Origin of the sequence: Oceanirhabdus sp. W0125-5 (assembly GCF_027938815.1) — a bacterium.
In the GTDB taxonomy this organism is placed as follows: Bacteria; Bacillota; Clostridia; order Clostridiales; family Clostridiaceae; genus Oceanirhabdus.
This window is the reverse complement of sequence record NZ_CP115913.1, coordinates 4,171,810-4,197,241: the sequence shown is the minus strand read 5'-3', so window position 1 is coordinate 4,197,241 and position 25,432 is coordinate 4,171,810. Positions and strand designations below refer to the sequence as shown.

The following is a 25,432-nucleotide window of genomic DNA, read 5'->3' as shown; positions in this document are numbered from 1 at the left end:
ATTACAAATAAGAAGGAATTTGAATTATGATATTGAATTTGTATATATAGAAATATTTTTCTATAAATATAGTTATTTAAGTTACTTATTCGAAATTTAAAAGAATAATCTATTTAATTTAGAAATGATATTTATATAAGATATTGTGGGTAAAAGTATAGTTAAAGAATTAAGGGGTGGGAATTGTGAATGTAGATCTTGAGACAGAGATATTAAATAGAAGAGAAGTAAAGGGTGAGAAAGAAAATTTAAGATACACGGCAATGATTATTATTATGTTATTGATATTTGGAGGAATTATTGCAAGGTTAATAAACTTACAAGTTATAAATGTTAATATGTATAGAGAATATGCAAGTACTGGTAGTCATACAATGATATCATATTCTGCACCAAGAGGGAGAATTTACGACAGAAATGATGAGGTACTGGCTACTAATAAATTGGGATATACCTTGACTTTTACAGAGACAAAGGAAAGTAATAAAAAGTTTTTTGATACAATGAAAGAGGTTTTCGAGATTTTAGAAAAAAATGGAGAGAAAACTACAGAGGGATTTCAATTAAAGGTTGACCCAATAAGGTTTGAGTTTGGAGTAAGCGATGATTATAAAATATGGAGTGAATTAAGATTTAAAAAGGATAGAGGGTTTGATTATGAAGTATTACATAAAGATTTTAGCGGCAAAAAAATGGTTGATTTAAATCAAAGTGAAATTAGTTATATTGATGAGAAATTGAAAGAGATGTCTCCAGAGTATATTTATAGGTCACTTATAAAGAAGTATGAATTATACAATATGATAAGAGATGATTACTCAAAGGAAGAGTGGAATAGTCTTACAAACAAAAATAAACTTGTAGATGAATTAATAGATAAGGTTGACGGAAGTGTAATAAGAAAATATATGATTATTAAAGATAGTATTTATATGAATCGTTTTAATGGTAATAAACCAAGTGTAATTGCAAAAGATCTTAAACCTGAAACTTCATATATCTTTGAGCAAATTCAATCTGAAATGCCTGGAATTTCAATCCAAAAACAACCTATAAGATATTATCCTTATAATGAAGTTGCTTCAAATATAATGGGTTATGTTGGGAAAATTGGTGAGCACAACAAGGAAAGGTATGAAGAAAGAGGATATGACATTAGTGATGATTATATAGGAATAACAGGATTAGAAAGTGTTTTTGAGGATGTTTTACGAGGAAGAAGAGGGGAAGAGAGTATTAAAGTAAATCTGGACGGTAGAAAAGTAAAAACACTTGGAGAAAGACCTGCAACGCCTGGAAATTCAATCAAACTTACAATTGATTATAAACTTCAGAGGACAGCTGAGAGAGCATTGGATGAAACAATGAAATATATGAGGGATCTTGGAAAGTTTACCTCACGAGGAACAGAAGATGATGTTGATAAATCAAATGCAACTAGAGGAGCAGCTGTTGTATTAAATGTGAATACTGGTGAAATTCTTGCACTTGCAAGCAGACCAGGAATTGATCTCAATCTTCATACATTTCCAGGAAGACTTGATAATGAAACATATAAAGAAATTTTTATGCCTGATATTGAAAAGTTTGGACTTGAGTATATATATAAACATGAGCTTTATAAACAAGAAAAATTCAATGGTATAACTCTTCAGGGTAAGCCTATGTGGGAAAAAATCAAAATAATAATGGATGAGATGTATCCTAAGGATAATAATGGATATAGATCAGATGACAAAGATACTAGGCCAAATCCAGCTTATAATTATGCAACGCAATCACTTATACCTCCAGGGTCTACGTTTAAAATTCTATCTGCAATTGCAGGGTTAGAAGAGGGAGTTATAACTCCAGAGGAAAAAATATATGACGCAGGTCAATATAAAAAGAGGTATAAAGACTTTACTGGAGCAAGTTGGATGTACAATGTACATAAAAGCAGTCATGGATATCAAAATATTGTTGAAGCTATAAGAGATTCTAATAACTATTACTTCTATGAGGTTGCCGATCGACTATTTGAAAAGAAAGGTCCAGGATCTAAGGAAAGCTTAGATGCATTGGCAGAATATGCTTGGAAATTCGGGTTGGGTGCTAATATGGAAGATGAAAATCGTGATCTAGAGACTGGTATAGAAATAAGTGAAAAATTTGGTCCAGTTTATTATTATGATTTTGGGAAGAGAGAAAATAGTAGAGATTATACTCGAAAAGTATATGAACTTCTTAACAAAGGAGAATCATCAATATGGGTTGGGGAATATAAGCCAATTGATATAATACCTAATATAAATAATGATAGTGAAGAGGTATATAAAATAAAGAAGGAGTTAACTAGCTGTATAAAAGCTCAAATGGTCAGTGAGGAGAAATTTGATATTACTGATATAGGTTTGAAAGTTAGAGAACTGATTGAGAACAAAGAAGAATATCAGAATGAATATAGTGAAAAGGATATTGAAGGGATTATAAAAACTATTACAGCGTCCTTATTTGACGCCAGATCAGAGAATAAAAGTGGTGTAAATCTATATAATGCTTCTATTGGTCAGGGAAAGAGTCAGTTTACTCCGCTGCAGCTGGCTAATTACGTTGCTACTCTTGTTAATGGTGGATATAGGAGAGAAGTATATCTTGTAAAAGAAATATTGGATGAAGATGGTAATATAATAGAAGATTGTTCTAAAAATAAAAAGATAATCAATGAAACAGGTATTAGTAAAGAAACTATAGATATTGTAAAAGAAGGAATGCTTCAGGTTACAAGTAGCATTTATGGTACAGCATATACGCCATTTAAAGGTTTACCTATAAAGAATGGAGCAAAAACAGGGTCAGCAACATTCCAGAATAATCAAGAGGAATTTGGAAGAACATCTTATGCTACATTTATAGGATTTGCACCATATGATAATCCTGAAATTGCAGTGAGTGTAGTGGTTTTTGACGGTGGACATGGTGGATATAGTGCACGTGTGGCTAGAGCCATATACGAAGAATATTTTAAAGATGAGATATTAAAAATAAATCCTGAGTATGAGTTTATGCTTGAAGAAACAGAAAAATAAACTTTACAAATTTAAAAGTTAAAGAAGATTACATGCCTTTTTGAAGAGGTATGTAATCTTTTTTGCATTTTCAGTGAGTTTTTGTCATTTTAACTTATGTTTTAATGCATTATAGATTATAATTAAAATAATTGTAAAATAAAATAGGCAAAAAAAGTGGAAACTAGAAGGAGTTTATTGAGTTATGTTGAATATTTAAGAAAAGAGGGATTAATAGCTTTGAAAATGTAACAGCAGAAGGGTAGATAAAGATTATGAAACCAACAGGCATAACAATTAAAGGATATAGTGAAGGACTTAATATTGTAATCAATCTTGATGCGTTTGAAGATGAGAGACACATGTTACATATGTTTAAAGGAAAATTAAAGTCCTCAAAGAAGTTTTATAAAAATTCTTCTTTGATTCTTACAACGCAATTAAATGAACTTAGTGATAAAGCAATTAATGAAATAAAGGCTTTTTTGTATAATGTATTGGAAGTTAAAGAATGTACCTTCAAAGAGTTTCAGGAATTTGAAGAAGTAAAGAAAAAGAAGTTTAATGGAATTTATGAGGGTAGAACAAAGTTTATTAGAAAAAGCGTTAGAAGTGGACAAGTAATAAATTATAATGGGAATATTGTGATTATAGGGGATGTAAATCCAGGAGCAGAGGTTACAGCACAAGGCAATATTATTGTAATGGGGTCACTTAAAGGCGTGGTACATGCTGGATGTAACGGTAATCATTCTGCAATAATTGCTGCGTTTAATATGCAGCCAGCACTGGTTAGGATTGGGGAGTACATTTCACGTTCTCCAGAGGAAGAATTTAAACCAAATTACCCAGAGGTTGTTAAAGTTAAAAATGGACAAATAATAATAGAACCATATTTACCAAATAAATTTTTATAGATGGAGGGAACATAATGGGAGAAGCTATCGTTATAACATCAGGTAAAGGTGGAGTAGGAAAAACTACTACAACTGCTAATATAGGGACAGCACTTGCATCATTAGGAAAAAAAGTTGTTGTTGTTGATGGTGATACAGGATTAAGAAACCTTGATGTTTTGATGGGGTTAGAAAATAGAGTCGTTTATACAATTGTTGATGTAATTGAAGAAAAATGCAAATTAAAACAAGCTCTAATAAAAGATAAAAGATTTGAAGGGCTATTTCTATTACCTACTGCACAGACTAGGGATAAAACTGACATAAGCAGAGATGCTATGTTAGAACTTACTAATAGAATGAAAGAAGAATTTGATTACGTATTAATAGATTGTCCAGCAGGAATAGAGCAAGGATTTGAAAATGCTGTGGCAGGAGCTGATAGAGCGCTTGTTGTTGTTAATCCTGAGATAACATCTGTTAGAGATGCAGATAGAGTTATTGGAAAATTAGATTCAAAGGGATTTGAAAATCACAAACTTATTGTAAACAGAATGAACTATGAGATGACTCAAAAAGGTCAAATGCTTGGAGTTGATGATATTATCAACTGTCTTGCTATTAAACTTATAGGGGTTGTACCAGAAGATAAGGGTGTAACTATTGCTACAAATAAGGGTGAACCTATCGCACTAGATAATCAAGCAATGGCGGGACAAGCTTTTGTGAATATCGCAAAGAGAATAACAGGAGAAGATATACCTTTATTAGATTTATCAGGGGCTAGTAATGGGTTTATGTCAACTCTTAAGAAGTTATTTAAAGTGAAGTAGGAGGACTTAAAATGGATTTGTTAAAGCAATTATTTTCTAGTAAAACATCAGCAAAGGACGTGGCATCTGATAGATTGAAACTTATCCTTATTCACGACAGAGCAACTTTATCACCTGATTTACTTGATAATATTAAAGCAGATATTTTAAACTGTATCTCTAAGTATGTTGAGATAGATAATGGGGATGTAGATGTGAAAATGGCTAATATGGATGAGATACCTAATGGGTCACCAGCACTAATTGCTAGTATACCAATAAAAAGAATCAAGTAATCATGCTGCTGAAATTCATATGAAGGATCGCAGAGTTTAAACAATATTTAGATTAAGTTTAGGAAGTTATTAGATTATTCAAATAGCTTCCTTATTGTTTTCTAAAAAAATAGTTTAATACTGCGAAATTAATAACATTTTTACAAAATTTAAATTATGCTTGGGAATTATGTATGATATAATTTATTTATAGAGAATTCTTAGTGGTATTTTATTTGTATCTTGATAAAAATTAGATATATCTTAGACCTTTGTATAAATAAATTATTGAACTTAAATCTCTAGATATTACAGAAGTTAAGAAAGAGGATAGTGTATGTTGCATAAATTGAACTTTAGAATAAATAAAAAACTATTTAGATACTTAAGCTATGATATTTTGATAGTTTGCAGTATGTTAGTTGTTTTTGGGGCTATGAATATTTATAGTGATACCAGAAAACATTCCGTAATTCCATACTTTAAACTTCAAATGTCTTGGTTGGTTATTTGTTTAATTACTGTAGGGATAATAATTTTGATAGATTATATGGTTATTGCTAATTATGCCCCGTTGATATATTGGGCTAGTGTAATATTATTGATATTTAATCATTTTATGGGAGAGACCGTAAATGGTGCAACTGGATGGATAAGTATAGGAAGTAGAGCTATTCAGCCAGCTGAATTTGCAAAAATTGGACTAATCATCATGTTAGCAAAAAAACTAGATGATATGGAAGGAAAGATAAATAATTTTAAGAATTTCTTTATACTATGTTTCTATGCTTTTATACCAATGGTTTTAATATTGATACAGCCTGATATGGGGATGACAATGGTTTGCTTCTTTACTGTTCTTGGGATAGTTTTTATTGCAGGATTGGATTTAAGAGTAATTTTTGGAGGTTTGACAGGGTTACTTGGTCTCATTGTAGTTATATGGAATTCGCCACTTATGAAACCATATTGGAAGGGCCGTTTAACGGCATTTGTAAATCCAGAGGCATACTCAAGAGATTATAGCTTTCAGTTAAAGCAGTCCTTAATCGGAATTGGTTCAGGTGGAGTAACAGGACTAGGATATGGAAATGGAAGTCAGTATTTATTTGTACCAGAGTCCCATACGGATTTTATTTTTGCAGTAATAGGAGAAGAATGGGGACTGATGGGTGCAATTTTCATTCTTTTATTATATGGATACTTGATTGTAAGATTTATACACATTTCAAAAAAATCTAAAGACATATTTGGAAAGATAATTTGTGTAGGAATTACATCATCCTTCTTGTTTTCAATATTCCAGAATATGGGGATGACAATAGGATTAATGCCAGTTACAGGTATTACACTTCCACTTTTAAGCTATGGAGGAAGTTCAATGTTAACTAACTTTATAGGAATAGGGTTAATACTTAATATAGGAATGAGAAGAAAGAAAATAAACTTCTAAATATAAGTTAAATCAAGACACTTTAATTAATAAGGTGTCTTTTTTGTATAAAAAATTGATTAACTAATGATAAAAACTACGTAAATTACAATTTTCAATTATCTTTTTAATAGAGGCTTTTTGTAATAATTTTATCTTTATGAAAATATAAATTAGAATGAAACTAATATAGAGATTCTACGGCGAAATTTGATTTATACTTGTATCAACATCATGATGGTTTAACTTGTTTTGTACATGTATAAATTAATTATTGAGCTGAGATATCTATACAATGGAGGATAATATGGGAAATTATAATGACTTGTACAAAAATTATTATAAACGGATTTCTGGTGAAGATGAAAGGGGGCATAATGATGTGTATAAATACAGGGAGGGAAGCAGGAGTTATCATAGGAGTTATCCAGCACGGAGAATGACTTTTGCAGAAAAATTTATTTATCAATTTATAGTTGTAATAATAATTGCAGGTGTGTACATATCGAGCCCGTATTTCGGGGAAGCAGTAAATGCGAAGATAAGAGGTAATATGAATAAATATTTGGTAACTTGGGATATGAGTGATGAGATAAAAGACTTTTCGTTTAAAGAATTTCAAGAAAGCTGCATTGTAAAAATTGATGGGGTGATAGATAAGGTAACTGGTGGAGGGGCTTTTTCTTTAATGAAAGAGGAGTTTCTTCTTCCTATAGAAGGAAAGGTATCAAGTTCTAATAATCTTGATAATGAGAAGGAATTGATTATAAGCAGCTCATTTAATGGGGTTGTTCGAAGTTCCTATGAGGGAAAGATAAAGAAGATAACAAATGATGAAGATGGGAAAGTGACTGTAATTATTGACCATGGAAGAGGGGTAGAAACGGTATATAGCAATTTGAATGGAGTATATTATAAAGAAAAAGATACTATAGGTACTGGTGAGATTATTGGCTCTGCTGGTTTAGATGATAATAAAGAGTTTGCTGTTGTCTTTAAAATTCGTTACATGGGTGAGGAAAAAAATCCAGCTAAATATATGAGTGTAAACGGGATATAAGGTATTTTTATGTGAAACTATTTAGATATAGTTAATAGAGTAATTTTAATACTATTAAGGAGGGAGAATGTTTAGGAAATTTTTGGTTATTGTGGCGTATATTCTCTTATTGGTAATCTTGGGATTTCATGGGCAGATTCTTATAGCATTTCTCCTGGTTTTCCTTCATGAATTAGTACATTATATTACAGCAAGGATATTGGGATATGACAAAGGGAAGATAAGGTTTATTTTTATTGGGTTAGTATTAAAAATGGATAGTTTAAATGATGTTACTCCTCGTGAAGATATTATTATAAGTATTGCTGGCCCCTGTTTCAATCTCATTCTGGCAATTATTTCTTTTGTCCTTTGGAATGGGAATAGGGGTGTTGAGGTATACAAAATGCTGTTTTATAGCAACTTGACATTGGGGCTGTTTAATTTGATACCTGCATATCCATTAGATGGGGGAAGGGTATTACGAGGAATCTTAGGGTGTAAGATGAATTTCAAGAAAGCTAATAGGATTGCATATACAATTAGTTTAATAATAGGCATAGTTTTTATGCTTTTTTATTTTATAGTTATTTTTAGTGGGGAAAAGAATATTACATTTGGGCTTATAACACTATTTATAATTTTAGCATCATATAGTGAGATGAAAAAATCAGCATTTTTAATAATGGGGGATATGGTGAGAAAAAAAGTCAGGTTCAAAAAAAAGAAATATATTGAGGGTAGAACAATATGCATTCATGAAAATATTGATTTGCTTGATGCAATGGGCTATGTAGACAAGTATAGATTTAGCACATTTTTAGTTCTTAATGATGATATGCAGGTAGTGGATATGTTCTATGAAGATGAACTTATAAAAGGATTGAAGAATTTCGGTAATGTGACCTTAAGAGAATTCTTAAAGACTTTATAAAACAGAAATATTTTGGTAAATAAATAGCTTTAATCAGGAATATAGCAGGGTTTTGAAGTGATGAGATTATATATACTTTACCTCTTATGGTGCTTGTGATATTATATTATAATGAATACACATATACAGGAGGAAAATGATGAACAGAATCACTGATGAAATATTAAGTCGTGTGGAAAAACCCGTTAGATATATTGGGGGAGAATTAAATTCAATTGAAAAAGATAAAAATTCTGTTGATATAAGATTTGCTTTTTGTTTCCCAGATGTTTATGAAGTTGGAATGTCACATCTAGGAAGTAAGATTTTATACTATACATTAAACCAAAGAGAAGATACTTATTGTGAGAGAGTATATGCTCCATGGATGGATATGGAGAAGGAAATGAGGGAAAATAATATTCCTTTATATGCTCTTGAAACTAAAGATCCCCTTGAACAATTTGATATAGTAAACTTCACTCTGCAATATGAGATGAGTTATACAAATATTCTAAATATGATGGATATGTCAGGAATAACACTAAGAGCATCACAAAGAGGAGAGGAAGAACCAATAATCCTTGCTGGTGGACCTTGTGCTTATAATCCTGAAACATTATATGATATTGTTGACATAGTTGCATTAGGTGAGGGAGAAGAGATGCTTAATGATCTTCTTGATTTATATAAAAAGTGTAAATCAGAAGGAAAGAGCAAGAAGGAATTTTTAAGAGAAGCAAGTAATATTGAAGGTTTCTATGTTCCAAGCTTATACACTGTTGATTACAATGAGGATGGAACAATTAAAGAATTCAAGCCTTTATATGAGGATGTTCCAGCTACAGTTAAGAAGAGAATAGTTTTAGATTTTGATGAGGCAGAATTCCCTAATAAACTTATTGTACCATTCACTGAAGTTGTCCATGACAGAGTAACACTTGAGGCATTCAGAGGATGTACAAGAGGATGCAGATTTTGTCAAGCAGGTATTATATACAGACCTGTAAGAGAGAGAAAGACAGAGACTTTATTAAAACAAGCTGAAGAGTTATTAAAGGAAACAGGATATAATGAGACTTCACTGATATCATTAAGTATCTGTGATTATTCTGATATTACTAACCTTATTAATAAATTTACTCAAAAATTTGAACAAAAAAGAGTTGGTATTTCTCTTCCATCAATAAGAATAGATTCTTTCTCTGTTGATCTTTTAAAGGAGATTCAAAAGGTAAGAAAAACAGGACTTACTTTAGCTCCTGAAGCAGGATCACAAAGAATGAGAGATGTAATAAATAAGAATGTTACTGAAGAAGATTTAATAAATGCAACAAGCAGTGCTTTCAAGGCAGGTTGGTCAAGAGTTAAGTTATACTTCATCGTAGGACTTCCATATGAGAATCTTGATGATGTATTGGGAATAGGTGAATTAGGTAGCAAGGTAGTTGATGCTTATTATGCTGTTCCTAAAGAGGAAAGAAAAAAAGGGCTTACAGTTACACTTAGTACATCTATACTTGTTCCTAAGCCATTCACTCCTTTCCAGTGGGCACCTCAAGAAAGAAAAGAGAGCGTACTTAAGAAAATTTATGCACTTAAGGACAGCATTAAAAGAAAAGCTATAAATTATAACTATCACGCATCAGATGTATCATTCATGGAAGCTGTTGTGGCACGTGGAGATAGAAGAATATGTGATGTAATCATACGTGCATATGAGTTAGGTGCAAAGTTTGATGGATGGAGTGAACACTTCAAATTTGATATATGGAAGCAAGCTATGGAAGATTGTGGAGTCGATGGTGAGTTCTATGCGTATAGAGAGAGAAGCTATGATGAGGTTCTTCCATGGGATTTCATCGATATCGGTGTGAAAAAGCAATTCCTTATTGATGAAAATGAAAAAGCTAAAGCTGCTTTAACTTCACCAGATTGTAGAGAAGTGTGTCTTGGTTGTGGAGTTAATACATCATTTGGGGAAGGAGCGTGCTTCGAGAATGCGTTACTTGATTAAATATACTAAAGAAGATAAGCTAAAGTTTTTAGCGCATCTTGATTTAATGAAAACAATACAAAGATTAATAAGAAGAAGCGAGATAGATGTTGCATTTTCACAGGGATTCAACCCTCATATCATAATGTCTATAGCTCAGCCATTATCAGTTGGTATGAGTTCAAAAGGTGAATATCTTGACCTTGTATTAGAGACAGAAATGGATGAGAAAGAATTAGTTAACAGATTAAATGAGGTTACAGTTAGTGGAATTAAATTCTTAAATGCCTGCAAGGTAAAAACAGAGAAAAAAGCACCACAAGCTATGGCTCTTATTGATGCTGCAAGATATGCAATCAAATTAAAGTGTACTGATGCTAAAAAAGCAGAAGAATCACTTAAAGAACTTATGAAGAAGGAGAGCTTCATAACTCTTAAGAAGAGTAAGAAAGGTAAGAAAGAAGCTGACATAAAGCCTTTAATTAAAGATTTGAAATTCTGGCCTATGGAAGATTCGCTAATACTAAACGCTCTTGTTAACTGTGGAAGCAGATCTAATCTATCAGCAAACCTTTTAGGTGAGTATATTTCGAAAAACATAGAGGGTGTTGATACAGATGCATTTGTATATGTTGAAAGAAATGAAATGTATGCTGATAAGGATGGTACTCTTGTTGAATTAGAAAGATACTTTAAGTAAAGATTATAGAAAAAATAATAAAGAATATATTAGGAGGGTTCTGACTTAGGTCAGAGCCTTTTTAATTGGGGAAAAATAGGATAAAAGTTGCTACGCATCACTTTCAGAAAAGTGGTGTGTAGTTTTATTAGTAAAAGTTTTTTATATAGCTCTCTTTTTTAAAAAGATGTTGAAAATAGGACGAGTTATGATGGTATAATAAGGTATGCAATACAAAAAAAGTTTAATATAATGGGGAAATTAGTAATGAAAAAAATTTATTATTTTATTTTTATTTTATTATTTATAAATGTGGGATGTACTATGAAGAATGATGTTTCTGAAAATAATGTTAAAGTGATTCCTAGTAAACTTTTTGAAGGCAAAGCTAAAAAGTTAGAATCTCATTTTGACATGATTACAGGAAATATTAAAGTTAAATATCATGGTAAAAAGGACAACATATGTCTTAAATATGAGCTATGGGAGAATGGAAAAATAAAGGAGTTGCAAAATGTAACTTCAACATTTATTGATAAAAATGAATTTGATGGAGAAATTACTATTTTATTAATGGACAGACTTGGTGCTGATTTTAAGAAATCGGATTCTATGATACTGAAATCATTTATTGGTGATGATGAGGGATATGGTGGAGGAGCGCAAAGTATAAATAGATTTGAAAAAGATTGGGGTTATGGACTTGTTGAGTTAAAGGATGAACTCAAAGTAAGTGATAGTGAAGAAATTACTGTCTGGGGGTTAATTGCAAAGGAAGGTTCCTTTGCTATTGGAGGAAAAAGCATTGAAGATGAAGTAAAATCAGCAGGTTGGGGACTAGTACTTAAAATTTATTTTAAATAAAGATATATAACAAAAAATAAAAGAGGTTATTTAAAAATATTGGAGGGATTTATAAATGCTAAAATTAGGTTCAACATATTTATATGTAAAAGACATGGAGAAGTCACTTGATTTTTACGAAAAGTTGCTTGAAATGAAGGTTAGTTCTCAAAATTTTAATAGATGGGCGCAGTTTGATTTTGGAGGTAAATGTATTGCTCTTATGAATCAAAAGTATGATGACGAAAAGATGAATAGTGGTGAAAGTTTGGAAGGGATTTATAGTAAAGAATACTTAAAAAGATATAAAGATTATAAAATAACTTATGGTAATAATTTTGTTTTAAATTTTTATGTTGATGATTTAAATGAAGAGTATGAAAGACTTAAAAACTTAAATATAGGTCAAGTATCACCAATTATGTATCTAAATGTTGCAGCACCTTATTATTTATTCACAATTGAAGATCCAGATGGAAATCAGTTAGAAATCACAGGTAACTATAATGGGGAGATTGAATAGGATTTAGCTAAGAATAAATCAAAATTATAAAAATGAAATATTATAGCAAGGGTCTGATAATTTAAATTAGAGGGGGAGTTAAGATGAAATTGGGAGCTATAGGTTTCTTTGTAGAAAACTTGGATGTAATGGTGAATTTCTATAGGGATGTAATGAATATGAAACAAAATATTGAAATGGATGGTTTTGCTGGATTTGTAACGGAAGACGGGTTTTTCTTTAATTTATGTACAAGAGGTGAAAGGGAAAACTTATCATCAATACCAATTTCTTATCCTAAGGGATTAAATGGTACAATGCAGCTATCCTTTGGGGTTCCAAAATACGAAGATGTGGACAAGGAGTATGAACGATTATTAAAAGCAGGTGCAGAACCTGTTAGTAAACCTGATACCAAGCCATATGGTCTGCGAGAAGCTTATGTTGCTGATCCAGAAGGTAATCTTATTGAAATTGTTTCATCTAACGAGTGATTAAAAAAAATGGGAAGGGGAAAACAATGAATAACATTAAAGTTATCAAGATTGAAGAAGATATGTTTCCGAAAACATTTTCTAAATTTGAAGAAAGAGATTTTGGGATACTGTTCTATAATGAACAAAATAAAAACTCATACGATAGCAATCATGCAGTTATCTATAGAAATAAAATAGAGGACTTAGGTTTAGTGCTTGATTTTATAACAGAATTTTATACTAAAATGAATATAGCTCCAAATATTTATCAAGCTGTGGAAGACGAAGGATATTTTAAAGAAAAGGAAACCATATTTAAAAAACATGGATATTCTATATGGATTGAAGGTCCTAATAATTTTATGGTATTGACTGCTGAAAATAATATAAAAAGCAGTAATAATCTTGAGATTAAATTAATTACTGAATGGGATGAACGTATTGCGATGGATATCTGCATTCCATCCAATGAGAGTCATGAAATAGAGGTTATAAAAAACGGTATAAATTCTAATAAATATAGGGTTTTTGTTGGATATAAAGAAAATAAAGCTGTTGCTATTACATATTTTCATATTTCTGAATATGATTGCTGTAGATTTGACTATATAATTATCTCAAAAGGTTACAGAAAAAAGGGATATGCAAGAGAACTTCTTTCTTATGTGACGGATTATTGTAGAGAAAATTATTTAATGAATTGTTTTCAATGGCCAGCGCATGAAACTTCAGAAAGACTTTGCTATGAGGCAGGTTTCAGACATTTGTTTTCAGCAGAAGCAGGACGTGCTTCATATAACACAAAATAATAATACATTGAATTATTTTTTTCTATAATATTCGCAATACTTTGTTTATTAATCAGATATAAAAAGCAAATGAGTATAAATAAAATAGACAGGATGTGTTACTAATGACAGATGAACAGTTTAATGAATTCATTGATAGATGTTATGAAATTACAGCGATGGCAGTGAATTATTTAAATGGGCTAGGTATGTATAAAATTCCAGGAGAAAAAAGTCATTTGTTTGTAGCGTTAATTGAAAGTGAGGATTAATAATGTATGGGTAGTAGAGATTAAAAAAACTACTAAAGAAGACATCCCATTCTGGAAGTGAAGTTTGAATAAAAAATAAGAATAGATACACATCGCTTCTTGTAAGGTGGTGTGTTTTTTTATAAATATAATTTTAACATAGCTCTCTTTTTTAAAAAGATGTTGAAAATACTCTAAGTCTTAATGGTATAATAAGGGTTAGGATACAAAAAAAGTTTTCAACATTATCTTAAAAAAGAGAGCTATCTTGTAGAGATTAATATATAAAGGAGTGAGTAGAGAAATGGTCAAATTAATAGCTTTGGAAAAAGAAGATATCATAAATATTTTAGATTGGAACAAAGATAAAGATGCGGATTTTTTAATGCAGTGGGCTGGGAGTTACTATACATATCCTATAACAGAAGAACAGATTATAACTAGATTAGAAGATAAAAATTTAAAATCTAAGATATATATTTATAAGATTGTATTAGAGAATACTAGGGAAATGATAGGAACAATAGAATTATTTCTTCCTGAAAATAATCCTGAAATAGCTGTTATTGGAAGATTCTTAATAGAAGAATCTTATAGGGGAAATGGATATGGGGAAAAATCTCTTAGGGAAATTGTTAAGATAGCTGTTGAGGAGTTTGGGTTTAAAAAAGTTGTATTAGGAGTATTTGAGTTTAATAAAAGTGCAATTAGATGCTATGAAAAAGTAGGGTTTGTGAAAGACGTGCTTAAAGAGCATGTAAAGAACCCAAAGTTTAATTCATATACAATGACATTATATGGTGAAAATTTAGTGTAGTTTAATAAATGAAAGTTAGTAATAAATTTTAGGTAATTATTAATAGTAAATAATTGATACAATAATGCAGCAAATCAAATAATAAATAGCATAGCCATAGATGTTTTATTATTATGGAATATGAGCTATGATGATTTGGATTTTTTTGGTAAACAATTGAATGAAAACAAAGACTAATTTTTGAATGGTTTCTTAAAGAGATGAGAAAACTTTTATGATATAATCATGGGGAGGTGAATGAACTTGAGAGAAATTAGAATTTTTGAAAGTAATAAATATAAATATATAGGAATATATCAGGATAATGAATTGGTTCAAAATTTTTTTGAACCAACAATTGAAGGTGGAGCTAGTGAAGGAAATATACATATAGGGAGAATAGAATCCATTGATAAAAGTGGGAAAAATGCTTTTGTTAATATAGGATGTGATAAGAATGCTATTTTGCCTTTAAAGAAATTTGAGAAGGTATCAAAGGGTGAGTATGTTACTTGTGAGATTATACGAGGAGAAAAAGGTGAAAAAGGCGCGAAGGTATCTTTAGGATACACTGTACCAGGTAAATATATTGTGGGAAAGAACGGACGTAAAAAAATTTCTGTGAGCAGAAGTATGAGTAAGGATGAAATAAGAGAGGAATTGTGGAATATCCTTAAAGAATATTCCAGGGATTTTGATGGTGAGATTTTAGTTAGGAGTAACATTAAGAATTGTGATGATACAGAAGTACTGAAAGGTGATTTAGAAGAGAGTCTAAATATTTTGAGGGAAGTAAAGAGAAAAGGTCAGTATTGGAATAAGGTAGGAAAAATATATGACAGTGGAGGAATGTTAGGTAGAGTAATTAGGGGCGAGAAAGAAGAGTGTACTGTTGTACAGTCCTCTTATTTAACAAAAATCAATGGTAAAGATAGAGATGAATATATAACAAATAAAGAACTTGAAGGACTCAAAATAGGAGACTTTATTAGTGATGTTGTAAATAGTTACAAGAGGAAAGTTAGCCTGCCAGAAGGCGGGAGTATGGTGATTGATAGAGGAGAGGCGTTGTACTCCATCGATATAAATAGCGGCAATGTAGATAAATCAATTGTTAATGATAAAAATGCTGAATTTATTTGCAGAGAGATATTGAAGAGAAATCTAAATGGAATGATAATTATAGATTTTGTTAACTTTGATCGCAAAGATGAGATTATAGCTCTTGCAGAGAAAATAAGTGAGAAGATGAATGAAGATACCGTTAAAAGCAAGGTGTTTTTTAATAGAGAACTAGGTTTGGTGGAGATAGCTAGAAATAGAAAAGGGGTAACTTTATATGAAATCTTAGATGATATTTATGAAAGTGACCTATGTAGCAAAAGAGAGATAAATAAAGAAGAATCAAGAGAGCTGATACTTGGAATTATTCATAATGCAGCAGGTGCCATAGAGGTACAAAAAAATAAAAACATACCTAGATTAAATATTAAACTTAATACTTTTTTCAAAGGTTTATTTGAAAAAGAATTTAATCAAACAAAAAATAAAATTTTTAACAAAAATGTAGATTTAGTTATAAGCTATAATGACGAATTCGTGATTGGATATAAGGTATTTTAGAAGAATAGTAATCATATAGCAAAATTAAAAAGTTTTATTATAAAATTCTTTACAAAGTATTTTTGTTGTGATACAATACCACTTGTAGCCGTACGCGTAGGGTAATTAAAAAGACGTTCCTAGTGAACCACCCGAGCGACGAGACTTGGTTAGAGGAGGTGCTTTTAATGTACGCTATTATCAAAACTGGTGGTAAGCAATACAGAGTTCAAGAAGGTGATACTATCTTCGTTGAGAAGTTAGACGCTGAAGTTGAGTCAACTGTAGAATTTGACGAAATACTAGCTGTTGGGAAAGAAGACGGTTTAGTAGTTGGTAAGCCTGTAGTAGAAGGAGCTAAAGTAACTGCTAAAGTTGCAGCTCAAGGGAAAGCTAAGAAGGTTGTAATCTTCAAGTTTAGACCTAAGCAAGACTACAGAAAGAAAAACGGTCATAGACAACCATTCACTAAGTTAGTTATCGAAAAGATCGAAGCTTAGTAGATATGATTCGATGTGATTTTTTTACCAAAAACAATTTAATAGTTGGCTACATAATTGATGGTCATGCGGGATATGCTGAACACGGTGAAGACATTGTCTGCAGTGCTGTATCGGTATTAGCGCAGAGCATAGCTAATGGAATTAGTGAAGTCATTAAGATAGAGTCGATTATTGAAGTAGAGGACGGATTCTTAAGTTTAAGCTTAAGAAGAAACTCTATTGAAGAGATCAAGCAATGTCAAGTATTGCTTGAGACCCTTATGATTAATATTAGAGACCTTGAAAAATCTTATGGTGATTTTATCAAGGTAGTCGTGAAAGAGGAGGTGTAGGTAATGTTAAGAATTAACCTTCAGTTATTCGCTCACAAAAAAGGGGTAGGTAGCTCTAAAAACGGACGTGATAGTGAATCTAAGAGATTAGGTGTTAAACGTGCAGACGGACAATTTGTTCTAGCAGGAACTATCTTAGTTAGACAAAGAGGTACTAAGATCCATCCAGGTGTTAATGCTGGAAGAGGTGGAGATGACACTCTTTTCGCTAAGGTTGATGGAGTTGTTAAATTCGAAAGAATGGGCAAATCTAAAAAGAGAGTTAGCGTATATCCAGTGGAAGTTGAGCTTGAAGCTTAAGAATTTAAGCACCCTTTTATAGGGTGCTTTTTTATATATTTATGAAGACTTTTTCTTGAACATGATATATAATAAGTGAGTACTCCAGTTATAATATATATATATTTAGTGAATAATAAAATAGTAAGAATAATATGGAAAATCAAGGAGAAATACGATATGTTTATAGATACCGCGAAAGTATTTGTAAAATCTGGAGATGGCGGAGATGGTGCCATTTCTTTTAGAAGAGAGAAGTATGTTGTTCTTGGCGGGCCTTCCGGTGGTGACGGTGGGAACGGTGGTTCAGTTATACTTGAAGTAGATCCGCAAATGACTACTCTGTTAGACTTTACATATAAGAAGAGCTATAAGGCTGAGAGAGGAGAAAATGGTGGAAAGAGTAAGTGTTATGGTAAGAACTCTGAAGATTTAATCATTAAAGTCCCAATGGGAACTGTTGTTAGAGATGTTGAGACAAACAAAATAATGGCTGACCTTGCACACAAGGGTGATAGAGTTATGGTTTGTAAAGGTGGTAAGGGTGGAAAAGGAAATGCTAAGTTTGCTACTCCTACAAGACAGGCACCGCAATTTGCAGAGCCAGGTATGCCTGGAGAAGAAAGATGGATAACTCTTGAGTTGAAACTATTAGCTGACGTTGGATTATTAGGATTTCCTAACGTAGGAAAGTCTACATTATTATCTAGAGTTTCAAAAGCTAAGCCAAAGATAGCAAACTATCACTTTACAACTTTGAAGCCAAATCTAGGTGTAGTAAAAGCAGCAGGAACTCAAAGTTTTGTAATGGCAGATATACCTGGAATTATTGAGGGAGCATCTGAAGGTGTTGGTCTTGGAATTCAATTCCTTAGACATATTGAGAGAACAAGAGCGTTAATACATGTTGTTGATATCTCAGGTATTGAAGGAAGAGATGCTATTGAGGATTTTAAGAAGATAAATGAAGAACTTAAAAAATACAGTATTAAGCTATGGGATAGACCACAGATTGTGGCTGCTAATAAAGCTGATATGCTATTTGAAGAAGAGAAATTTGAGGAGTTTGAAAAAGCTGTAAAGGAAATGGGATATGATAAGGTATTCAAGATAAGTGCTGCAACTGGTCAAGGTGTTGAAGAACTTATGAAAGAAGCTTCAAGATTGCTTAGTGAGATTCCAGTTGAAGAAATGGAAATCCCAGTGGAGGAAATGTTCGTACATGAGGAGAAACATTTCACATATGAAATCCATAGAGCTGATGATGGTGCATATGTAGTAGAAGGGTCTTTTGTAGACAGACTTCTTCACGCTGTTAATATTCACGATCCTCAATCTTTAAGATACTTCCACAAGGTTCTTAAAAACAAAGGTATTTTTGACGAACTTAAGGAAAGAGGTATACAAGACGGAGATGTTGTTAGAGTTAGAGACTTTGAATTTGAATATCTTCTGTAGATTTATGAAAGTATAGTAGGAGTGATAAATATATGTTAAATTCTAAACAGAGAGCCTATTTAAGAAAAATGGCTAATACGATTAATCCAATTTTCCAAGTAGGAAAAAATGGTGTTGAAGATGAAATGTTAAAGCAATTAGATGACGTTCTAGAGAAAAGAGAATTAATAAAGATTAAAATTCTAAAGAATAGTTTCTTAGATGCTAAAGAAGCAGCTAGTATCATTTGTGAAGAACTTGAATGTGATACTGTTCAATTTATTGGGCATACAGTTGTATTATATAGAGAGAGTAAAAAGAAACCGACAATAGAATTACCATAAACAAAACAGCAAGCCTAAAAAGGCTTGCTGTTTTGTTTATTTAATTAAAGGTTGTATGAAATTCTCCTTGGTTCTTAAGATAACAGTCAAAGAACTGAAGTATGATACTGTTCATGGTTTCAATAACGTAGTATTTGTCTGCTTCTCCCCCTACAATGCTGTTTTTTGTAGAGCTGTTTATTATATTCGTAAGAAATGGAGAAAATAGAGGTAAATCTGTCAGGCTCAAATGATTCGTTCCCTCTATATGAATCTCGTATGCATCGGATGCAGTGGATAATATCAAATCTTTTGGATTGACAAAGTCAGGGTTACTTACAGCAACATGATCATATAATTTCTTCATAACATCAGTGTAAATATTAAGTATAGGGGTAGGATAAATGGAATCATTAATAACATATTCCTCATCTACAACACCCATGCATTCGCCTATTAAATCGCCGTCTAGATTTATAACTGCATTGATATCATCACGATCCCTGCCCAGCTGCACTCCTGCCGCGCCACCGAGGGAATGACCTATCAAACCAATTTTACGGGTGTCGATTAGTTGATAGAAATCTGGAGAGTCTTTCTCTTCGCAATTGTTAATAATTCTATCCAGTATAAAATTCATATCTTCAGTGCGAAGTTTCAGCCACTTCTGCTCAAGCTTGTATACAGTTTCTTTATCATAAACGCCATTATTAACATCAATGATCTCTTGTTTGAAAGAGTTATCCCCAAGGGTGAGTTTCCCGTCAGTGTCTATGCTGTACATAGAATGATAGGCATGGCTGATGGAGCATACAATATATCCGTTGCTTGCAAGCTCCATATAGGTAGAGGTATTGCTAGTACTTACTCCGAAAGCACCATGAGAAAATACTATCAAAGGATATTTGTCATTGGTTTCTACAGGGTACCAGAATTCAATTGTGACCTTCCTATTCTCGTTTGTATCCTTGAAAGATTCAATACGGCTTTCATCTGTATAAGTATAAAGAGAAGAGGTTACTTTGTATTTACCAGTCATCTCAGGAAGCTTGTACTGAGGAAATATTAATGCAGGTGTTGCAGCTATAACAACAATAAGCCACATGGCAATTCCTTTTAATAGGATATTTTTAGTTTTATAGTTTTTTCTATCTGCCTTCTTGCGTATTAGCGAAATGACGCTGATAATTGTCAAAATAACCAGTAGTGCCGCAAGAAGTTTCCAGCGGAAGCTCCATTGGATAACTGATATTAGAGTAAACATGATAAATGTGAAAAATGCGATGATGCGGATTACACTTCTAACTTTCTTTTGATTGGATTTTGTTGCAATGCAGTATATCGCAAAGCTAATCTCAATAAACGCTGAGATTATGAGTATAATTATTCCCATATGTTAGTCTCCTTTTTATTAGTTACTTAAAATTACAAAATCAGTATATAACATGCATTGTGAAATGTATATGGTATAAGAAGTAGCATGTATATACAGACAGGTAAGAGGTTAAAAAGGAGCAGTAAGGTGCCAATAAACTTTATTATTAATCTAAGTCCTCCCATGAATCAGATTTCAAAGTCTTCAGTTTCTCGTTGATTTTATCAGCAGATTTCCTATCATCCATCCATGATAAAAATCTGACCAGCACATAGATTACTGCAATCTGAAATGCAAATAAAATTGTTTCTTTGATACCAGATATGAAGCCAAATACATTAGTAAAGCTCAATAAAACAACTTCTAATACAACAAAATGAATAATTATTCTAAGTCGAAGTTCCTTTTCCGACAGTTCCTTTGAGGAATATAGGATTATACTTGGCAAATTACCTACAAAAGAGCATATCATATAATTAAAAATATCTTTCAATTCAAAATACTCATCTGGTGCAAAAATCTGACGGAGTATAGTAATACATATTACTATGATTGCAAATATGATTAAATTATCACTAATAAACTTTTTAATATATTCTTTTAATTTCATATTAATCTCCTCCTATAAACCTAATATCTTTTTTAATGCTGGTACATACTGTCTAGAAACAGATACAATTTCTCCATTATCCAGCTTAGCTTCAAACCTTCTGCTTATAGAAGGTCTTACAAATGATATTTTAGTGAGGTTTATTATCATAGATTTGGATGCACGAAAAAAATTCTTTCCCTGGCACATTTCTTCCAGTGCATAAAGCTTCTCCTTGGACTGGAACACCTTATTTTTACAGTAGATAAACACCTTATTGTCTACTGTTTCAAAATAATAAACATCTGTGAATCTAAGTCTGTGAATCTTATCCTCATCATAACCTAGCAGTATAGAACTATCTCTTTTTAATGTATTTATCAATTTCAGAATATCATCATTTACTTCATGACATCTGATTATAATTTCTTCTTCTAGCTCTCTATTGATTTCTTGAATTGATACTTTCATGCTATCACCACTTTAAATTAATATTTATTGTTTATGAAAATCTAATCACATAATTTGCTATATTGTTATTAGTTCGTTAATAACCAATAAATTCCTCTAATTATAAGGTGGTTTGGGTATTTTTTAATTTTTTTGTAATTTGTTCACGAAAATCTATGATAAAATATAGATATGTGTAAACAGAGAGGAAGATAGTTGATGTTTAGAAAGGCAATATTCGGAGGGACGTTTGATCCAATACATAATGGACACATTAACATAGCATTTGAAGCACTTGAGAAACTAAATCTTGATGAAATCATTTTCATGCCAAGTGGAGATCCGCCACATAAAGCTGATAAGATTATTACAGATGGATTTTTCAGGTTGGAGATGACTAGAATGGTTGTTGAGTGTAATGAAAAATTTACTGTCAGTGATTATGAGATAAAAAAGAAGGGCAAGAGTTATACTTATGAAACTATGAAATACTTTAATGATAAATATAAAGATACTCAGTGGTTTTTTATTGCTGGGCTTGATAGTCTTATGTATATTCATGAATGGGCGAAACCAGAAAAAATATTTGAAAATTGTAAGGTTATAATTCTTGTGAGAAGTGGATTCAAGAATCATGAAGTTATGGAAAGAAAAGAGAAAATAGAAAAAGCATATGGAACAGAAATTATTTTGCTTGATATACCAAGATTGGATATATCCTCTACTGATATTAGGGAGAGGTTGAAAGAGGATAGATATTGCGGTCATCTTATGCCTAGAGATGTTGAGCATTTTACTAAGTCAGTAGGTCTATACAAATGCGAAAGGTGATATTAAATGTTAGAGAAAGAAATCAATGAAATCAGAGAATATGTTGAAAAAACTTTACCCAATAAGAGAATGAAACATACAGAAGGGGTTAGAGATACAGCACTAAAATTAGCAATAAAATATGGGTGTGATGAGAGGAAAGTGGAAGCAGCGGCATTATTGCATGATGTAGGAAAATATTTGCATAGAGACATACTCCTTGATATAATAAAATTTGAAGATGAAAATAAGAATGCAATTCTTAATGCAGAACCACAAATATATCATGGATATGCAAGTGCGTATCTTGCTGAGAAAGATTTAGGGATAAAAGATAATGAAATCTTAAATGCTGTTAAGTATCATACCACCGGAAAAGAGGATATGACACTCCTTGAGAAAATCATCTATATAGCAGATTATATTGAACCTAATAGATGTTTTGAAGGGGTTGAAGAGGTAAGAGAAATTGCCTTTAAGAATCTAGATGAGAGTGTATTGAAAGCTATGGATAATACAATAAAATACATTGTAGATAACAATGGTATTATTGATTATGATACAATTTTAGCAAGAAATTATTTTCTTATGGATTGGGGGGGAATGAAGTGAGCGAAGAGAGAAATTCGACACCGAGGAAGAGAAAGAGAAGAAGAAAAAAGAAAAGATCTACTCTAGATAGAGTACTTACAATATTATTAATACTTATTGCAAGTGCTTGTGCTATTGTACTTGGTGTGTTAGGTGGAAAAGGATTAGCGACTATTACTAAAAAAGACGATAGTAAGCAATTTGCAATGATCCAAGATAAGGTGAATAATGAATCAGAAGAGATTGCTGCACCTAAAAAAGAAAAAAAAACATTTAAAAATGAATTCGTTAATGTGCTGCTAGTTGGGATGGACGAAGGAGATTTAAGTGAAAATGCGATTTTAAACACGAGAGAAGCGGATAGTATTCTGCTTCTTAATTACTACTATAATGAAAAAGTGGTTAATGTAACTTCAATTCCTAGAGATATGAGTGTTGAAGATAATGGTGATTATTTTAACCTTTCTGAGGCGTTAAAACTAGGTGGGATAAAGAGTCTCGTATCATCTGTTGAAAAAAAGTTAGAGTGTAAAGTTGATAAGTATGTTTTAGTGGATATAGAATTATTTAAGGAAGTTGTTGATATAATAGGAAGCATTAATATTAAAATTCCTTATGATATGGAATATGATGATGACCTTCAAGATTTGCATATTAGATTTAATAAAGGAGAAACAGTATCTTTAGATGGAGAGTTGGCTTCACATTATATAAGATGGAGAATGAATAATGATGGATGGACTCTTCCTAATAACGATATTAGTAGAATAGAGCACTTTCAGGGGTTTATGAAAGAGATGATGATTGCACTGAAAAAACCATCAAGTTATATGAAACTTGGGATGGTAGCTGAAGCTGTAGGGAAAAATGTTCAAACAGATTTTAGTGTTGTTGAAATAGCAAGATATGTACTGGATTTCAATGAAATAGAAGAGAAAGATATTACGTTTAATACTGTTAAAGGACAATTTATTAAAGGGGTAGAGCGTGATTCGTTTATAATGGCTCCAGATAAGAATCAAGAATTAATAAGATTATTAAAGGGAAATGGAATAAAAAATATTGATAGGAATGAAATGAAGATAAAAGTTATTTATGATAGTGAATATTCAAAGATTTCTGACTTGAAAAAGAAGCTTAAGGTTTTAGGATATAATAATGTAGTGTATGAGACTGGTGAGGTTGAAGATACAGAAATGCTTTATAATGAGGAATTATCAGATAATATTGATTATTTGGTATATGAGTTAAGTATGGAAAAATGTGAAATATTATCGCAAAATCATGAAAAGTTTGATATAATACTTAAGGTAAAATAATGAGGAATATCCCATTATTAGTTAATACCAGGGAGGTAAGTAACATGGAAAAGAAAATAATTAATACAGAAAAAGCACCTGCTGCTATAGGGCCATATTCTCAAGCGGTTCAGGTTGGAAATTTAGTTTATACTTCAGGACAGCTTCCAATAGATATGGAAACTAAAGAATTAGTTAAAGATGATGTTAAGAAAGCTGCTGAAATGTGTTTAAAAAATGCAAAGGCGATCCTTGAAGAAGCTGGAACTTCATTAGATAAAGTAGTTAAGTCACTTGTTTTTGTAAGAGATATGAATGATTTTGCTGCTATTAACGAAGTTTATGGAAAGTTCTTTACTGAAAACTATCCTGCAAGATCTTGCGTTCAAGCTGCTAAATTACCTTTAGATGCACCAGTTGAAATGGAGTTTATAGCTATAGTTGAATAATATACATAATCAGACTGTTACATAGTAACAGTCTGAAGTGTTTATTTGATAAAAAAATTATTTTCTTATATAATTAGGTTTAATGATATCTTATTAAAATATACATATTGATAGTTGGTACAACAAATTAGGGGGAATGTATAGTGAAAATCTTAGATAGAATTGCATGGTTTTATTCAGTAACTCATACTAGAAAGCTTTTTAAGAAAAAGGATTACAAAACTGCTTTAGAAGTTGCATCTGCTGCATATGATAAAGCTATAAATGCTTTTGGACCAGGGCACTTAAAAACGGCACAAACATGTTATAATCTTGTTGTTCTAAATACTGAAATTAGAAATTTTGAAGAGGCAGAGAAGTACGGGATTGAGTCATTGAAAATCATGGAAAACCTAAGAGGGAAAGATCATTTTACTCTTTTAGAAGATTTAAGAAATCTTCAATATATGTACAAAGAATGGGGTAAGGCTGATAAGGTTGAGGAATTAGAGAAGAGAATTAATAATATCATTGATCCAGATGGTGAAAATGAGAAAGATGACGAAGAAAAAGAACTTATAGCTGCAGATGAAGTTGTAGCTGATGAAGAACACAATGATGAACAAGGACAGGAAGAAATAGCACAAGAATAATTACAAGTGATAGAAGG

The 25,432-nt window shown here is 31.5% G+C and carries 29 protein-coding genes; 26 read left to right on the top strand and 3 right to left on the bottom strand.

The features are described 5' to 3' along the window. Positions 1 to 185: 185 nt before the first annotated feature. From OW730_RS19545 to yhbY, 21 genes are all read left to right on the top strand, one after another. Positions 186 to 3,068 (top strand): penicillin-binding transpeptidase domain-containing protein, encoded by a 2,883-nt coding sequence (locus tag OW730_RS19545; protein ID WP_271225724.1) that lies wholly within the window; start codon positions 186 to 188, stop codon positions 3,066 to 3,068. 254 nt (positions 3,069 to 3,322) lie between these two features. Further along, a complete protein-coding gene (gene minC, locus OW730_RS19540) occupies positions 3,323 to 3,964 on the top strand; it encodes a septum site-determining protein MinC (protein WP_271225723.1) in 642 nt (213 codons plus the stop codon). A gap of 14 nt (positions 3,965 to 3,978) precedes the next feature. Continuing rightward, positions 3,979 to 4,776 (top strand): septum site-determining protein MinD, encoded by a 798-nt coding sequence (gene minD, locus OW730_RS19535; RefSeq protein ID WP_271225722.1) that lies wholly within the window; start codon positions 3,979 to 3,981, stop codon positions 4,774 to 4,776. 11 nt (positions 4,777 to 4,787) lie between these two features. Continuing rightward, positions 4,788 to 5,051 carry a cell division topological specificity factor MinE gene (minE, locus tag OW730_RS19530; RefSeq protein WP_271225721.1) on the top strand — a complete coding sequence of 88 codons (264 nt, stop codon included), beginning with the start codon at positions 4,788 to 4,790 and terminating at the stop codon, positions 5,049 to 5,051. 316 nt (positions 5,052 to 5,367) lie between these two features. Beyond that, the gene (gene rodA, locus OW730_RS19525; RefSeq protein ID WP_271225720.1) at positions 5,368 to 6,483 is read left to right on the top strand and encodes a rod shape-determining protein RodA; all 1,116 of its coding nucleotides are present in this window, start codon (positions 5,368 to 5,370) and stop codon (positions 6,481 to 6,483) included. 286 nt (positions 6,484 to 6,769) lie between these two features. Then, positions 6,770 to 7,522: a M23 family metallopeptidase gene (locus OW730_RS19520; protein ID WP_271225719.1), complete on the top strand. Its 753-nt coding sequence runs from the start codon at positions 6,770 to 6,772 to the stop codon at positions 7,520 to 7,522. Positions 7,523 to 7,589: 67 nt separating this feature from the next. Continuing rightward, positions 7,590 to 8,435, top strand: coding sequence for a M50 family metallopeptidase (locus tag OW730_RS19515; RefSeq protein ID WP_271225718.1), 846 nt, complete (start codon positions 7,590 to 7,592; stop codon positions 8,433 to 8,435). Positions 8,436 to 8,574: 139 nt separating this feature from the next. Further along, complete coding sequence (locus OW730_RS19510; RefSeq protein WP_271225717.1) at positions 8,575 to 10,431, top strand: TIGR03960 family B12-binding radical SAM protein; 1,857 nt, start codon at positions 8,575 to 8,577, stop codon at positions 10,429 to 10,431. After that, on the top strand, positions 10,415 to 11,110 hold the full coding sequence (locus tag OW730_RS19505; protein WP_271225716.1) for a TIGR03936 family radical SAM-associated protein: 696 nt from the start codon (positions 10,415 to 10,417) through the stop codon (positions 11,108 to 11,110). Before OW730_RS19510 ends, OW730_RS19505 begins: the two co-directional genes overlap by 17 nt. A gap of 246 nt (positions 11,111 to 11,356) precedes the next feature. After that, the gene (locus OW730_RS19500) at positions 11,357 to 11,953 is read left to right on the top strand and encodes a hypothetical protein (RefSeq protein ID WP_271225715.1); all 597 of its coding nucleotides are present in this window, start codon (positions 11,357 to 11,359) and stop codon (positions 11,951 to 11,953) included. A 55-nt stretch (positions 11,954 to 12,008) separates the two neighbouring features. Then, positions 12,009 to 12,455: a VOC family protein gene (locus OW730_RS19495; RefSeq protein WP_271225714.1), complete on the top strand. Its 447-nt coding sequence runs from the start codon at positions 12,009 to 12,011 to the stop codon at positions 12,453 to 12,455. A gap of 83 nt (positions 12,456 to 12,538) precedes the next feature. Beyond that, positions 12,539 to 12,928, top strand: a complete 390-nt coding sequence (locus tag OW730_RS19490) for a VOC family protein (RefSeq protein WP_271225713.1) — start codon at positions 12,539 to 12,541, stop codon at positions 12,926 to 12,928. Positions 12,929 to 12,954: 26 nt separating this feature from the next. Further along, positions 12,955 to 13,719 (top strand): GNAT family N-acetyltransferase, encoded by a 765-nt coding sequence (locus tag OW730_RS19485; protein WP_271225712.1) that lies wholly within the window; start codon positions 12,955 to 12,957, stop codon positions 13,717 to 13,719. A gap of 104 nt (positions 13,720 to 13,823) precedes the next feature. Then, positions 13,824 to 13,970, top strand: a complete 147-nt coding sequence (locus OW730_RS19480) for a hypothetical protein (RefSeq protein ID WP_271225711.1) — start codon at positions 13,824 to 13,826, stop codon at positions 13,968 to 13,970. A 283-nt stretch (positions 13,971 to 14,253) separates the two neighbouring features. Beyond that, positions 14,254 to 14,766, top strand: coding sequence for a GNAT family N-acetyltransferase (locus OW730_RS19475; protein WP_271225710.1), 513 nt, complete (start codon positions 14,254 to 14,256; stop codon positions 14,764 to 14,766). A gap of 237 nt (positions 14,767 to 15,003) precedes the next feature. Next, a complete protein-coding gene (locus OW730_RS19470) occupies positions 15,004 to 16,368 on the top strand; it encodes a ribonuclease E/G (RefSeq protein ID WP_271225709.1) in 1,365 nt (454 codons plus the stop codon). Positions 16,369 to 16,535: 167 nt separating this feature from the next. Next, positions 16,536 to 16,847: a 50S ribosomal protein L21 gene (rplU, locus tag OW730_RS19465; protein ID WP_271225708.1), complete on the top strand. Its 312-nt coding sequence runs from the start codon at positions 16,536 to 16,538 to the stop codon at positions 16,845 to 16,847. A 5-nt stretch (positions 16,848 to 16,852) separates the two neighbouring features. Continuing rightward, the gene (locus OW730_RS19460; RefSeq protein ID WP_271225707.1) at positions 16,853 to 17,182 is read left to right on the top strand and encodes a ribosomal-processing cysteine protease Prp; all 330 of its coding nucleotides are present in this window, start codon (positions 16,853 to 16,855) and stop codon (positions 17,180 to 17,182) included. Positions 17,183 to 17,185: 3 nt separating this feature from the next. Then, the gene (gene rpmA / locus OW730_RS19455) at positions 17,186 to 17,482 is read left to right on the top strand and encodes a 50S ribosomal protein L27 (protein WP_271225706.1); all 297 of its coding nucleotides are present in this window, start codon (positions 17,186 to 17,188) and stop codon (positions 17,480 to 17,482) included. Positions 17,483 to 17,641: 159 nt separating this feature from the next. Next, positions 17,642 to 18,919: a GTPase ObgE gene (gene obgE, locus OW730_RS19450; protein ID WP_271225705.1), complete on the top strand. Its 1,278-nt coding sequence runs from the start codon at positions 17,642 to 17,644 to the stop codon at positions 18,917 to 18,919. 32 nt (positions 18,920 to 18,951) lie between these two features. Then, on the top strand, positions 18,952 to 19,242 hold the full coding sequence (yhbY, locus tag OW730_RS19445) for a ribosome assembly RNA-binding protein YhbY (RefSeq protein ID WP_271225704.1): 291 nt from the start codon (positions 18,952 to 18,954) through the stop codon (positions 19,240 to 19,242). A 40-nt stretch (positions 19,243 to 19,282) separates the two neighbouring features. Here yhbY and OW730_RS19440 read toward each other — a convergent pair whose 3' ends face one another. The 3 genes from OW730_RS19440 to OW730_RS19430 all read right to left on the bottom strand — a co-directional run bounded on the left by OW730_RS19440 (position 19,283) and on the right by OW730_RS19430 (position 21,656). Then, positions 19,283 to 20,614, bottom strand: coding sequence for an alpha/beta hydrolase family protein (locus tag OW730_RS19440; RefSeq protein ID WP_271225703.1), 1,332 nt, complete (start codon positions 20,612 to 20,614; stop codon positions 19,283 to 19,285). Positions 20,615 to 20,762: 148 nt separating this feature from the next. Then, complete coding sequence (locus tag OW730_RS19435; RefSeq protein ID WP_271225702.1) at positions 20,763 to 21,206, bottom strand: DUF3021 domain-containing protein; 444 nt, start codon at positions 21,204 to 21,206, stop codon at positions 20,763 to 20,765. Positions 21,207 to 21,218: 12 nt separating this feature from the next. Continuing rightward, positions 21,219 to 21,656: a LytTR family DNA-binding domain-containing protein gene (locus OW730_RS19430; protein ID WP_271225701.1), complete on the bottom strand. Its 438-nt coding sequence runs from the start codon at positions 21,654 to 21,656 to the stop codon at positions 21,219 to 21,221. Between the two features lie 198 nt (positions 21,657 to 21,854). Here OW730_RS19430 and nadD point away from each other — a divergent pair, with 198 nt between their 5' ends. The 5 genes from nadD to OW730_RS19405 all read left to right on the top strand — a co-directional run bounded on the left by nadD (position 21,855) and on the right by OW730_RS19405 (position 25,415). Continuing rightward, a complete protein-coding gene (nadD, locus tag OW730_RS19425; protein WP_271229607.1) occupies positions 21,855 to 22,466 on the top strand; it encodes a nicotinate-nucleotide adenylyltransferase in 612 nt (203 codons plus the stop codon). Between the two features lie 6 nt (positions 22,467 to 22,472). Then, positions 22,473 to 23,057, top strand: a complete 585-nt coding sequence (gene yqeK / locus OW730_RS19420) for a bis(5'-nucleosyl)-tetraphosphatase (symmetrical) YqeK (protein ID WP_271225700.1) — start codon at positions 22,473 to 22,475, stop codon at positions 23,055 to 23,057. Then, entirely contained in the window at positions 23,054 to 24,355 is a 1,302-nt protein-coding gene (locus tag OW730_RS19415) for an LCP family protein (RefSeq protein WP_271225699.1), read from the top strand. Before yqeK ends, OW730_RS19415 begins: the two co-directional genes overlap by 4 nt. 44 nt (positions 24,356 to 24,399) lie before the next feature. After that, positions 24,400 to 24,783: a RidA family protein gene (locus tag OW730_RS19410; protein ID WP_250859835.1), complete on the top strand. Its 384-nt coding sequence runs from the start codon at positions 24,400 to 24,402 to the stop codon at positions 24,781 to 24,783. A gap of 143 nt (positions 24,784 to 24,926) precedes the next feature. Continuing rightward, positions 24,927 to 25,415 carry a tetratricopeptide repeat protein gene (locus OW730_RS19405; RefSeq protein ID WP_271225698.1) on the top strand — a complete coding sequence of 163 codons (489 nt, stop codon included), beginning with the start codon at positions 24,927 to 24,929 and terminating at the stop codon, positions 25,413 to 25,415. Positions 25,416 to 25,432 lie beyond the last annotated feature (17 nt).